The organism is Jannaschia donghaensis (assembly GCF_001403795.1).
Classification (GTDB): Bacteria; Pseudomonadota; Alphaproteobacteria; order Rhodobacterales; family Rhodobacteraceae; genus Jannaschia; species Jannaschia donghaensis.
The window spans coordinates 51,350-63,207 of the sequence record NZ_CXSU01000005.1 but is presented as its reverse complement, the minus strand read 5'-3'; the positions used below and the strand labels follow the sequence as shown (position 1 = coordinate 63,207).

Annotated in this window: 17 protein-coding genes; 12 read left to right on the top strand and 5 right to left on the bottom strand. The window is 66.2% G+C overall.

The features are described 5' to 3' along the window. Positions 1-118 precede the first annotated feature (118 nt). Together JDO7802_RS00785 and JDO7802_RS00780 are read right to left on the bottom strand one after the other, a co-directional pair. The gene (locus JDO7802_RS00785) at positions 119-523 is read right to left on the bottom strand and encodes a c-type cytochrome (protein ID WP_055081796.1); all 405 of its coding nucleotides are present in this window, start codon (positions 521-523) and stop codon (positions 119-121) included. Between the two features lie 90 nt (positions 524-613). After that, complete coding sequence (locus JDO7802_RS00780) at positions 614-1,033, bottom strand: DUF1489 family protein (RefSeq protein WP_055082917.1); 420 nt, start codon at positions 1,031-1,033, stop codon at positions 614-616. A 77-nt stretch (positions 1,034-1,110) separates the two neighbouring features. Between JDO7802_RS00780 and JDO7802_RS00775 the strand changes: the two genes are divergently transcribed. Further along, positions 1,111-3,378 carry an adenosylcobalamin-dependent ribonucleoside-diphosphate reductase gene (locus tag JDO7802_RS00775; RefSeq protein WP_245624075.1) on the top strand — a complete coding sequence of 756 codons (2,268 nt, stop codon included), beginning with the start codon at positions 1,111-1,113 and terminating at the stop codon, positions 3,376-3,378. Between the two features lie 4 nt (positions 3,379-3,382). Here JDO7802_RS00775 and JDO7802_RS18120 read toward each other — a convergent pair whose 3' ends face one another. The 3 genes from JDO7802_RS18120 to JDO7802_RS00765 form a co-directional block, all read right to left on the bottom strand. Beyond that, positions 3,383-3,544, bottom strand: a complete 162-nt coding sequence (locus JDO7802_RS18120; RefSeq protein ID WP_187298069.1) for a hypothetical protein — start codon at positions 3,542-3,544, stop codon at positions 3,383-3,385. Between the two features lie 69 nt (positions 3,545-3,613). Beyond that, a complete protein-coding gene (locus JDO7802_RS00770) occupies positions 3,614-4,510 on the bottom strand; it encodes a DMT family transporter (RefSeq protein WP_055081795.1) in 897 nt (298 codons plus the stop codon). A gap of 1 nt (position 4,511) precedes the next feature. Beyond that, positions 4,512-5,405 (bottom strand): LysR family transcriptional regulator, encoded by an 894-nt coding sequence (locus tag JDO7802_RS00765; RefSeq protein ID WP_055081794.1) that lies wholly within the window; start codon positions 5,403-5,405, stop codon positions 4,512-4,514. Between the two features lie 152 nt (positions 5,406-5,557). Here JDO7802_RS00765 and JDO7802_RS00760 point away from each other — a divergent pair, with 152 nt between their 5' ends. The 11 genes from JDO7802_RS00760 to trmD all read left to right on the top strand — a co-directional run bounded on the left by JDO7802_RS00760 (position 5,558) and on the right by trmD (position 11,838). Continuing rightward, positions 5,558-6,133 carry an FMN-dependent NADH-azoreductase gene (locus tag JDO7802_RS00760; RefSeq protein WP_055081793.1) on the top strand — a complete coding sequence of 192 codons (576 nt, stop codon included), beginning with the start codon at positions 5,558-5,560 and terminating at the stop codon, positions 6,131-6,133. A gap of 185 nt (positions 6,134-6,318) precedes the next feature. Next, entirely contained in the window at positions 6,319-7,809 is a 1,491-nt protein-coding gene (gene ffh, locus JDO7802_RS00755; RefSeq protein ID WP_055081792.1) for a signal recognition particle protein, read from the top strand. Continuing rightward, positions 7,806-8,324, top strand: coding sequence for a GNAT family N-acetyltransferase (locus tag JDO7802_RS00750; protein ID WP_055081791.1), 519 nt, complete (start codon positions 7,806-7,808; stop codon positions 8,322-8,324). Before ffh ends, JDO7802_RS00750 begins: the two co-directional genes overlap by 4 nt. Beyond that, complete coding sequence (locus JDO7802_RS00745; protein ID WP_055081790.1) at positions 8,321-8,884, top strand: GNAT family N-acetyltransferase; 564 nt, start codon at positions 8,321-8,323, stop codon at positions 8,882-8,884. Before JDO7802_RS00750 ends, JDO7802_RS00745 begins: the two co-directional genes overlap by 4 nt. Further along, a complete protein-coding gene (locus JDO7802_RS00740) occupies positions 8,881-9,213 on the top strand; it encodes an NIPSNAP family protein (RefSeq protein ID WP_055081789.1) in 333 nt (110 codons plus the stop codon). Before JDO7802_RS00745 ends, JDO7802_RS00740 begins: the two co-directional genes overlap by 4 nt. Continuing rightward, complete coding sequence (locus JDO7802_RS00735; RefSeq protein ID WP_055081788.1) at positions 9,210-9,506, top strand: chorismate mutase; 297 nt, start codon at positions 9,210-9,212, stop codon at positions 9,504-9,506. Before JDO7802_RS00740 ends, JDO7802_RS00735 begins: the two co-directional genes overlap by 4 nt. 27 nt (positions 9,507-9,533) lie before the next feature. Next, positions 9,534-9,974 (top strand): 30S ribosomal protein S16, encoded by a 441-nt coding sequence (gene rpsP, locus JDO7802_RS00730; protein ID WP_187298068.1) that lies wholly within the window; start codon positions 9,534-9,536, stop codon positions 9,972-9,974. Positions 9,975-10,030: 56 nt separating this feature from the next. Beyond that, entirely contained in the window at positions 10,031-10,204 is a 174-nt protein-coding gene (locus tag JDO7802_RS18115) for a hypothetical protein (RefSeq protein WP_187298067.1), read from the top strand. Continuing rightward, positions 10,201-10,737 (top strand): ribosome maturation factor RimM, encoded by a 537-nt coding sequence (rimM, locus tag JDO7802_RS00725; RefSeq protein WP_055081787.1) that lies wholly within the window; start codon positions 10,201-10,203, stop codon positions 10,735-10,737. Before JDO7802_RS18115 ends, rimM begins: the two co-directional genes overlap by 4 nt. A gap of 107 nt (positions 10,738-10,844) precedes the next feature. Beyond that, complete coding sequence (locus tag JDO7802_RS17525) at positions 10,845-11,006, top strand: DUF1328 family protein (RefSeq protein WP_083480955.1); 162 nt, start codon at positions 10,845-10,847, stop codon at positions 11,004-11,006. Between the two features lie 52 nt (positions 11,007-11,058). Then, on the top strand, positions 11,059-11,838 hold the full coding sequence (gene trmD / locus JDO7802_RS00720; RefSeq protein WP_055081786.1) for a tRNA (guanosine(37)-N1)-methyltransferase TrmD: 780 nt from the start codon (positions 11,059-11,061) through the stop codon (positions 11,836-11,838). Positions 11,839-11,858: the final 20 nt, after the last annotated feature.

Genomic DNA, 11,858 nt, shown 5'->3' with positions numbered 1-11,858 from the left:
GGTCGAATGGTGCCGACACGACGGAGGCGATTTGCGACCTTCGCTCCGCTGCCTCGGTATGGGGTTTGTGACCTGTCGGGCCGCCCCCGATCAGGGCGCGGGTCTCAGGCAAGCATGGCTACCGCTGGATCGTCCGCAGGTATTCGGTCAGCGCGATCAGGTCCGACGGGATCGGCGTGCCCAGCCCGTCGTGTTCTTCCACGATGATGGCGGGACCCAGGTCGCCGGCCCCGAATTCCGGCATCACCGCTCCAGCATCGCCGTGACGGTTCAGCCCGTCGATCTGCGCCAGCACGCGGTCGCGCGGAAAATCCCCGCCGTTGCGCCGCGACAGCGACGTCAGATCAGGTCCGATGCCCCCCGCGCCGGCACCGTCCGCGCCGTGACAGGCGGCACAATTCTGCGCGAAAAGACTGGCCCCATGGGCGGCGTCCGTGCGCGGTTCATCCGCAGCGTTGCAAGCACCCAGGGCAAGCGGGGCGAGGAGGAACGCGGAAATCCGCAGATTGGGAAAGGCAGGCATCGAAGGCTCCGGATTTCGGTCGGTCGAGATCGTTCTGCCAGGCCCGCGCACATGACGCCATGATCTGCATCAAGCCCCATGACCGACGGGTCAGAGCACGCCGATTTCCGCCAGCGCCACAGACAGTTCCGTCGGCAGCCGTGCTTCGGACGCGCGGGCGGGGTCGATGTCGATCGGCGCGTCCTCGGGCTTGAGATAGCGCCAACCCTGAAACGGTCGCTTCAGCGTCGGCGCGACCGGGACCAGACCGGGCCGCAGCACGATGCCGCAGCGTAGGATGCCGTCGGCCCCGACGACTTCGTCGAGGCGGGCGATTTCCTGTCGGCACATGATCGCGCCCTTGATGACCCAATAGATCGACCCGCCGGCCAAAACCTCGGCTTCTCGCTTGGGCCACATGCGGGTGACGTGACGCGGTGCGCCGTCCGGCCCCTTGGCGCGCGCATTGCGCTGCCACTTGCCCAGACTTTCGATCGTTTCCGTGCCGACCGACAGTTTGATCAGATTCATCATTTGGGAATCCCCCCGGATGCCGTATATCTAGTCGTCCCGTCCGTCCGTGCAACCAGCCCTAGGCCCGTGACATCATGCCCGATACCGCCCGCCCCATGTCGCCCACCTTCGCCGCGCCCATCGCGGAGCAGATCTGGGACATGAAATACCGTCTGAAAACGGCCGATGGCACCCCTTTGGACGCCGACATGGATGCGACGTGGGACCGCATCGCCCGCGCGCTCACCGTCCCCGAAGGCGACCCCGCCACGTGGGAGCCGTCGTTCCGCGCCGCCCTGCAGGATTTCCGCTTCCTGCCGGCGGGGCGCATCGTCGCGGGGGCAGGCACCGACCGGTCCGTCACCCTGTTCAATTGTTTCGTCATGGGCACCATCGAGGACAGCATGTCCGGTATCTTCACCGCCCTGCGCGAAGCGGCGCTGACGCTGCAACAGGGCGGCGGCATCGGTTATGATTTCTCGACCATTCGGCCCAAGGGCGCGGGCGTCACGGGCGTCGCCGCCGATGCGTCGGGGCCGCTGTCGTTCATGGACGTCTGGGACGCGATGTGCCGCACGATTATGTCCGCGGGGTCGCGGCGCGGCGCGATGATGGCGACGCTGCGCTGCGATCATCCGGATGTGCTGGACTTCGTGGCCGCGAAATCCGACCCGGCCCGCCTGCGCATGTTCAACCTGTCGGTCCTGGTGACCGATCCGTTCATGGATGCGGTGGCCGCCGACGCCGACTGGCCGCTGGTCTTCGGCGGCACCACATACCGCACCCTGCGCGCCCGCGACCTGTGGGATGCGATCATGCAGGCGACCTACGAGTATGCCGAGCCGGGCGTCATCTTCATCGACCGCATCAACGCCGCCAACAACCTGTCCTACGCCGAAACCATCGCCGCGACGAACCCCTGCGGGGAGCAGCCCCTGCCGCCCTATGGTGCCTGCCTTCTGGGGTCGGTGAACCTGGCGCGGCTGGTGCGCGACCCGTTCACAGACGACGCGCGACTGGACCTGGAGGAGCTGGCGGATCTGACTGGCACCGCCATCCGCATGATGGACAACGTCGTCGACGCCAGCCGTTTCCCCCTGCCCGCGCAGGCGGACGAGGCCCGCGCCAAGCGGCGCATCGGCCTGGGCGTGACTGGCCTGGCCGATGCGCTGGCGATGTGCGGCCTTCGGTACGGGGCCAGTGACGCCGTCGCAGCCACGGGCGACTGGCTGGAGGTGATCGCGAACGCGGCCTATGCGACCTCCGCTCGGCTGGCCAAGGAAAAGGGCGCGTTTCCCCTTTACGACCGCGAAGCCATCCTGGCGGCCCCCATGGTGCAACGCCTGTCCGACGACACCCGCGCCCTGATCGCGGAGCATGGGCTACGCAACGCGCTTCTGACCTCCATCGCGCCGACCGGGACCATCAGTCTGCTGGCCGGCAACGTCTCCTCGGGGATCGAACCGATCTTCGCGCATGAATATACCCGAAAGGTCCTGCAACCCGACGGCACCCGGACCGAAGAAACCGTGCAGGATTATGCCGTCGCGCTCTGGCGTGAGATGCGTGGCGATGCCCCGCTGCCCGACCACATGGTCCGGGTCGCCGACCTGACCCCCGCCGACCACGTCGCGATGCAGGCAGCGGCGCAAAAGTGGATCGACAGCAGCATTTCCAAGACCATCAACGTGCCCGCCGGTATCGACTTTGCCGCGTTCAAGGATGTCTATCTCCAGGCGTGGGCGCAGGGCTGCAAGGGCTGCACGACCTATCGGCCCAACGCCGTCACTGGCAGCGTGCTGAGCGAGGAGCCGAACGAAAGCGCCCCCGTTCCCGCGACGACCATCACCTTCGCCGACCCGCTGGATCGCCCGGCCCGCCTGACCGGCGAGACCTACAAGATCAAATGGCCGCAGAGCGAACATGCCCTCTACATCACGATCAACGACATCACCCTGAACGGGCAGCGCCGTCCGTTCGAGATATTCGTCAACTCCAAGAATATGGAGCATTTCGCCTGGACCGTCGCCCTGACGCGCATGATTTCGGCGGTGTTCCGGCGCGGCGGCGACGTGAGTTTCGTGGTGGAGGAATTGAAGGCCGTTTTCGATCCGCGTGGCGGGGCCTGGGTGCAGGGAAAATACGTGCCCAGCATCCTTGCGGCCATCGGCGGCGTGATCGAACGTCACATGGTGGCCACCGGCTTCCTGAAGGGCGAGGGGCTGGGCCTCAAGGCCGATCCCGTCGACCCGTCAGCAGCGCAGGCCCCCGGCCCGGCCTGCCCGAACTGCGGCAGTTTCGACCTTCACATGGTCGAAGGCTGTGCGACCTGCGGCAACTGCGGTTATTCCCGATGCGGCTGACCGATCAGGTCGGGTTCTTGAAGATGTAGATATACAGAACCGACCCCAGCAGAAGTGTCGTGATGACGCCGGGGTGCAAAAGGTCCAGGGAAAAGCCCCCCATTCTGAAAGTCAGGTCGCCGACACAATACTGGCCCCAGAAGGGCAGGTTGAGACATCCGTTCATCGTTCCGCCTCCTACGCGGGATTCTGTCGAGGAAGCGTCGCGGATGATTTGGGCGGGGACGTGGCGAATTTATAGCGATTTTTGCGCATTTCCGTCCCGCAGCAAGGCGACCAGCGCCAGGATCGTCAGGCCCACGCCGATCAGCATCTCGACCGGCGGCGGTGCGTCCCCCAGTGCGATGCCCCAGACCGTGACCCAGGCCGGGACGAGATAGGTATAGGCCATCACCTTGGCCGACGGCAGCCGCAGCGACGCGAATTGCAACAGCGTGAACGTCGCAGCCGAGGCAAAGACCGCCGTATACCCGATCGCGATCCAGACCGTCCGGGGCAGCGTCGTCCAATCCGTCGCGACCAGCGCGGGCGCGCCGACCACCAGCAGGATCGCCGACGCCGCCACAAGCGTGCCGAAGGTGAAGACCAGCGCGCTTTCGCCCCGGTTCAGCAATCGCACCATCGGCGTATAGAGCGCGTGCGCCGCGCAACCGACAAGATAGATCCATTCTCCCCGCCCGATTTCGAACGCCAGAAGCGCGGAGACATCGGCGCGAAAGATGACCCAAAGCGCGCCGCAGGCCCCCAGTGTCAGCGCCAGGGCGATCCGCGGCGTGGTCACCTGTCGCAACAACACCCATCCGAACCCCGCCGCAAGGACCGGCGTCAGGGTAAAGACGGCCGCCGCCGATACCGGTGCGGCCGTCTTCAACCCCTCGAACATCAGGACGAAATATACGGCGAAAACCCCGCCCAGCGCGCCGTAGCGCCAAAGGGAATCGCGCGCGACCGCAGGCACGCCGCCGCGCCACGCAACGAACGTTCCGATGATCGCGGCGGCCAGCACGAATCGGACCGCATTCAGCGCCAGCGGAGATATGTCGTTCGCCGCCGCCGCCCCCAGCGGAAACGATCCCGCCACCAAAGCCGAGAACAGAAGCATCGCAAGATGCCCCTGCGCAGACGCGCTCACGTCAGCCGTCCAGCACCGGCCAGCGGGTCGCCCAATCCTTCAGGAACGTCAGGAACGTCTGCACCTTCGCCGTCCGGTGCAGGTCGACGTGTGTAACGAGCCACAGTTGAGAGTTCCACTCAGGGCGCGGGCCGAAGACCATCTCGGTCTCTCCGCATTCCGTTTCGGCCCAGGTGGTCGAAAATCCGATGCCCAGCCCGGCCAGAACCGCAGGCCGCGCCGCCGTGACCTGATTGACCTTGTAGCCGATATTTTCGGCGGGAATGTGCTTTTGCATCCAGGCGAAGAACGGCGCGCGCGGTGTGTCGTCGGCGGACCCGATGAAGATATGGTCGCCAACGTCTTCCAGGCTGGTGGGGCGACCGTGTTTGGCGATGTAATCCTTGGAGGCATAAAGCGCGAAGCCCTGGTGATAGAATTTCTGCACCACGTTGTCGGGCTGGTCCGGCGGGTTGCCCGCACGGATGGCGACATGCGCCTCGCCGTATTCCAGACGGAACAATCGTTCATCGGTCAGGAACTTGATCGTGAGTTCGGGATGTTCCTCGCGGAAGGCGGCCAGCGCGGGCGACAGCAGCGGGGCCAGCACGGCGATGGACGTGATGATCAACTCCCCCGTCACCTCGTTGCCGCGTCCCTTGATGCGGTTGGCCAGCTGGGCCAGCTGATCGTCGGTCGATTGCGCGACCTTCAGCAGATCCTGCCCGGCCTCCGTCGCGGTGTAGCCACGGGCGTGCCGCTGGAACAGCTTGGTGCCCAGCTTGCCTTCCAGGCTGTCGATATGGCGGATCACCGTGGCGTGGTGCACACCAAGCGCCTGCGCCGCGCCCGATACCGTGCCCAGCCGGGCGACCTGAAAGGCCGTGCGGACCTCGTCCCAATCGTTGAATGCCATCCGCCGTCCTCCGTTCGCGACGACTATTGCGCCAACGCACCGTCAAAACAAGTTTCCTGCGCAGATGCACAGGGCCTGTTGGGGTTTCGGAAATTGCCTCGGCCCGCTGCTGCACCGATATCAAGCGCAACCCAAGGAAAACGAGGCACAGCATGACAATTCTCCGCATCGACAGCTCGGCCAAGGCCGAAGGCTCCACCACCCGCAAATTGCTCGACGAGATCGAGGCACGTGTGGGCACCGCGGACATCCGCCGCGACGTGGGCGGCGAAGCGCTGCCGCAGATTTCCGGCACATGGGTCGCCGCAAATTTCACGGCCCCGGACGACCGCTCCGATGACCAGCGTCAGGCCCTGGCGCTGTCGGACAGCTTGATCGACGAAATCAAGGCGGCCGATACGCTTCTGATCGGCGTGCCGATCTACAACTTCTCCGTTCCCGGCGCGCTCAAGGCGTGGATCGACCTGATTTGCCGCGCAGGTGTGACGTTCAAATACACCGACACCGGCCCCGTCGGCCTGTTGGAGGGGAAGCGCGCCGTCCTGGCGGTGGCGTCGGGCGGCACGCCTGTCGGGTCCGACATCGACTTTGCGACGGGCTATATGAAGCATATCCTGGGCTTCATCGGCATCACGGACGTTGAGGTCGTCGCCGCCGACCGTCAGGGTGCCGACGCCGAGGCGGCCGCCGCCCGCGCCGACGCCCAGATCGCCGAACTGGCCGCCTGACACACGCCCCCGCCCGGCTTGACACCAGGTGGGGGTCTTCGTATCAGCCGCACCGATCCGGAAGCGTCTGACTTCCGGTCCCCGATCCGATCGGGGATCGCCCTCCGCCAGCGTTGTACGCCCGCGGGGGCAATTGTGTATTCGCCGCAGGTCCCCACATTGGGATCAGCATAAAGGAGTGGCCGATGTTCGAGAGCCTGTCAGACCGCCTTGGCGGCGTCTTCGACCGCCTGACCAAGCAGGGTGCCCTGTCCGAGGATGACGTCCGGACTGCCATGCGCGAAGTCCGCACGGCGTTGCTGGAGGCGGACGTCTCGCTGGAGGTTGCGCGCGATTTCGTCAAGCGCGTCACCGCCAAGGCCACCGGCGCGGCCGTCACCAAGTCGATCACACCGGGCCAGCAGGTCATCAAGATCGTCCACGACGAACTGCGCCTCGTGCTGGCGGGTGAAGACGGCATCGCCCCGCTCAAGATCGACAATCCGCCCGCCCCCATCCTGATGGTCGGCCTGCAGGGGTCGGGCAAGACGACGACGACCGGCAAGCTGGCCAAGCGGCTGACCGAACGTGACGGCAAGCGCGTGCTGATGGCGTCCCTGGACGTGAACCGCCCGGCCGCCATGGAGCAGCTGGCGATCCTGGGCGCGCAGATCGGCGTGGACACCCTGCCCATCGTTCCCGGTCAGCGCCCCGTCGACATCGCCAAACGCGCCAAGCAGCAGGCCAGCCTTGGCGGCTATGACGTCTACATGCTGGATACCGCCGGCCGATTGCAGATCGACCAGGTCCTGATGGACGAGGTCGCGCAGGTTCACGCCGCCGTGCAACCGCGCGAGACGCTGCTGGTGGTCGACGGCCTGACGGGTCAGGTCGCGGTCGAAGTGGCACAGGAATTCGACGCCCGCGTTGGCATCACCGGCGTCGTCCTGACCCGGATGGACGGCGACGGCCGCGGCGGTGCCGCCCTGTCCATGCGCGCCGTCACCGGCAAGCCGATCCGCTTCGTCGGCCTGGGCGAAAAGATGGACGCGCTGGAAACCTTCGAGCCGGACCGCATCGCCGGGCGCATCCTCGGGATGGGCGACATCGTGGCCCTGGTCGAGAAGGCCCAGGAAGTCATGGAGGTCGAGGCGCAGGAACGCATGATGAAGCGGTTCCAGAAGGGCCTCTTCAACATGAACGACCTCAAGGGTCAGCTGCAGCAGATGCAGAAGATGGGTGGCATGGAAGGCGTGATGGGCATGATGCCCGGCATGGGCAAGATGGCCAAGCAGATGGACAAGGCCGGCATGGACGACGGCGTCCTCAAGCGCCAGATCGCCCTGATCGACTCGATGACCAAGCGCGAACGCGCCCAGCCCGCCCTGCTGCAAGCCAGCCGCAAGAAGCGCATCGCCTCCGGTGCCGGTCTGCAGGTGCAGGAGCTCAACCAGCTGCTCAAGATGCACCGTCAGATGGCGGACATGATGAAGAAGATGGGCAAGGGCGGCATGCTCAAGAAGGCGATGGCCATGATGGGCGGCAAGGGCGGCGGCATGCCCGACCCGTCGCAGATGGACCCGGCCGCGTTGGAAGCGGCCAGCAAACAACTTGGCCAGATGAAGGGCATGCCCGGCGCGGGCGGCCTGCCCGGCGGCTTGCCGCCCGGCTTCCCCGGACTGGGCCGCAAGAAGTGACTGGAACCGACTTCGAAATCCCGACGCTCAAGACCGAGCGTTTGACCCTGCGCGCGCCGCGGGCGTCGGATTTCGACGCCTACGCCGAATTCTATGCATCGCCTCGCTCGCACATCATCGGCGGGCCGCTCGACAGGACGGCGGCGTGGAAGATCCTGGCCAACGATCGCGGGCATTGGTCCCTGCGCGGGTTCGGGTGGTGGACGCTGCACGACGCGACCGGCTGCGTCGGGTCCTGCGGGTTCCATCTTCCGGGCGGCCGGGATGCGGTCGAACTCGGGTGGTCCCTGTTTTCCGGCACCGGCAAAGGCTATGCCACCGAAGGCGCGCGCGCCGCGCTGGACTGGGCCCGGACGGAGGGCCATGCGGCGCGGTGGCACCGCATCGTCAGTCATATCGACCGAACGAACGTCGCATCCGCGAAGGTCGCTGCGCGGCTCGGGGCCATCGATTCCGGCGCGGTGTCCGCGCACGACGCCGGATGCACGGTCTGGATCCACGAGGTCGCCCCATGATCGCGCCGCTGGAAATTCCCGTGACCGCACCCGCCGCCGCCCGCGCCGCCGCGCTGGAAGCTCTGGTGCCGGTCCTGACGACGCCGCGCCTTGTCCTGCGCGCGCCGCGCCTGGCCGACTTCGACGCGCTGCATTCCATCACCGGCAGCGACCGCGCCGTCTTCGAAGGCGGCCCGTCGACCGAAGCGCAAAGCTGGTCCGACTTCTGCTCCATGACGGCGACATGGATGTTGCGCGGCCACGGCATGTGGACGGTGCAGACGCGGGCGGACGACGTCGCGGGGTTCGTGCTGATCGGGTGCGAGCCGGGCGACCGGGAACACGAACTCGGCTGGCTGCTGGTGGATGCCTTCGAGGGGATCGGTCTGGCGCAGGAAGCCGCCCGCGCTGCCCGCGCCTATGCCTGGGATCAGCTGAGCGTGCCCAGCCTGGTCAGCTACATCGCACCCGGTCACACCCGATCCGAACGGCTGGCCGCCCGTCTGGGTGCCATCCCCGACGGGACGATCTACGACGGACGCGTCGCCATCTGGCGCCATATGCGGGGGCATGACGGATGATCACCTGCACCGTCCATTACACGATCGACCCGGACAAACTGGCCGAATTCGAGGTCTATGCGAAAGTATGGATCCATCTGGTCACCAAGCTGGGCGGCACGCATCACGGCTATTTCATGCCTCACGAAGGCGCGAACGACCGGGCGTCGTGCCACTTCTCCTTTGCCTCCCTCGCCGCGTACGAAGACTACCGCACGCGGATGAATGCCGACCCGGAGTGCCAGCGCGCCTATGCTTTCGCGCGCGAAACCAAATGCATCCGCCGCTATGACCGGACGTTCGAGCGTCCGCTGCTGACCGGCGCGTCCCCGCAGGAGTTGGGCCTATGACCGACGCAGCCGCCCGCGCCGCCAGCCTTCTGGCCGATCACCGCGCCAGCATCGACCGTCTGGATGCGGTGCTGGTCTATACCCTGGCCGAACGGTTCGCCCACACCCAGGCGGTCGGGCGGCTCAAGGCCGAGCACACCCTTCCGCCCTCCGATCCCGATCGGGAGGCATCACAGATCGCGCGGCTTGAAACCCTCGCCATCGAAGCGGGGCTCGACCCTGACTTCGCCCGCAAATTCCTCGCCTTCATCATCGAGGAAGTCATCCACCACCACAAACAACACCAATCCTAACTTTACCAAATCAAAGGACTATCCATCATGGCCATGAAAATTCGCCTTGCCCGCGGCGGCTCCAAGAAGCGCCCGTATTACTCCATCGTCGCCGCCGACAGCCGCATGGCCCGCGACGGCCGCTTCATCGAGAAGCTGGGCACCTATCAGCCCCTGCTGCCCAAGGATTCCGAGGACCGCATCAAAATGAACATGGAGCGGGTGCAGTACTGGCTGGGCGAGGGCGCGCAGCCCACCGACCGCGTCTCGCGCTTCCTGGAAGCCGCCGACGTTCTGCCCAAGAAGGAGCGTGCGAACCTCAAGAAGGGTGAGCCGGGCAAGGCCGCGCAGGACCGCGTGAAGGAGAAGGCCGACAAGGCAGAGGCCGCCGCGGCCGCCGCCGAGGAAGCCAAGAACGCGCCCGCAGAGGAAGCCCCTGCCGAAGAGGCCCCCGCAGAAGAAGCGGCCGCCGAAGAAAAAGCGGAATAACTCCGGTACCCGGGCGGGCCCACGCGGCCCGTCCGACCCCAATTCCGCTCGTAGCCATGCCCGCACATATCTTCATCCCGCTTTTGGCGATCGGCAGTCTGGTCCTGACCGGGGCCGTCGTGGCGGTGCTTCAGCCGCGTGTCAGATGGCTGCGCTGGATGGGCGCCGGCATTCTGGCAAGCACCGGCTTGTCCGGTCTTCTCCTCCTCTCGATCATGGTGCCACGATGAAGGATCACGTCTGCCTGGGGGCCATCATGGGCAGCTACGGCGTCCGTGGCGAAGTGCGGGTCAAGAGTTTCTGTGCCGACCCCAGCGCGATCGGCGACTACGGTCCCGTAATCCTCGACAACGGCACCGTGGCCAAGTTGACCGTGATCCGGCCCATCAAGGGTGGCTACGCCGTGCGCTTGGCCGGCGTGCCGCACAAGGAAGCCGCCGACGCGCTTCGCGGACAGAAGTTCTGGGCGCACCGCGATGCCCTGCCGGCCCTGCCGGACGACGAATTCTACCACACCGATCTGATCGGCCTGACCGCGTTCGATACCGGCGGCGAGACGCTGGGGCGCATTCACGCCGTCCACGACCACGGCGCGGGCGACATTCTAGAGGTTCGCATCGGCAGCACCCCCGTCCTGATTCCGTTCACCCGCGCCATCGTGCCGACCGTCGATCTGACGGCGGGTCGGGTGATCGTCGACCTGCCCTACGGCCTGATGCCGGGCGAAGGCGACAGCGATGGCCCTGACGAACGGGGCCCATAAGGCATTCGGCCAGATTGGCGCTCTTATGCCGCGAAGCCGCGCGAAGACATGGAACAAACGCCCCTGCGACAGGTTGTCATGCCAGATCAACCAACAAGGAATATCAAATGCTCGGCTGGATTCTCGCCCTTCTCGCAATCGCGGCCATCGCGGCCTTCCTCGGCCTCGGCAAGATTTCGGGCATGGCGCTGACGGGGGCGAAAATCCTTATCGTTATCGCTCTCGTCTTGTTCGTGCTCGTGGCACTGGGCGTCTTCGCGATCGCCTGACCGAACCGCTACGCCACTTTCCCAAGGCCCGTCCCTTCGCTAAGGGACGGGCATGTCCACCCCCACCCGATCCCACGGCCAGAAATCGATCCGAGCCTCGGCGCAGCCCCGCGACCTGATGGGCGAGGTCAACGTCAGGCCGGACGCATGGCAGGCCAGCGTCGTGACCCTGTTCCCCGAAGCGTTTCCCGGTGTTTTGGGGCACAGCCTGACGGGAACCGCGTTGAAAAGGGGGCTTTGGTCGCTGACGACGACCGACTTACGCCGATACGGTATCGGCAAGCACCGCAAGGTCGATGACACGCCCGCGGGCGGCGGTGCGGGTCTGGTCCTGCGCCCCGACGTCGTCGCGGCGGCCCTGCACGATGCGCGCGGCCCCGGCCCGATGATCTACCTCAGCCCCCGTGGCCGCCCGTTCGACCAAGCGATGGCACGCACACTTGCCGCAGGGCCGGGCGTCACGCTGTTGTGCGGTCGGTTCGAAGGCGTAGATCAGCGTGTTCTGGATTATTTCGACATGGCCGAAGTGTCGCTGGGGGATTTCGTCCTGACCGGCGGGGAAATCGCGGCGCAGGCCCTGCTCGACGCGACCGTCCGACTGATTCCCGGCGTGATCGGCAACGCCGCCTCGACCGAGGAAGAGAGCTTCTCCGACGGTCTTTTGGAACATCCGCAGTTCACCAAGCCCGCCGAATGGCTGGGCCACGCCATCCCCGAGGTCCTGACCTCTGGCGATCACGGCAAGGTAAACGCTTGGCGTCGCGCGCAATCCGAGGCGCTGACGCGCGACCGGCGCCCGGACCTTTGGGCGAAACACACCAACGGGACCTGATCTTCTTCTGGGCTGGGGTA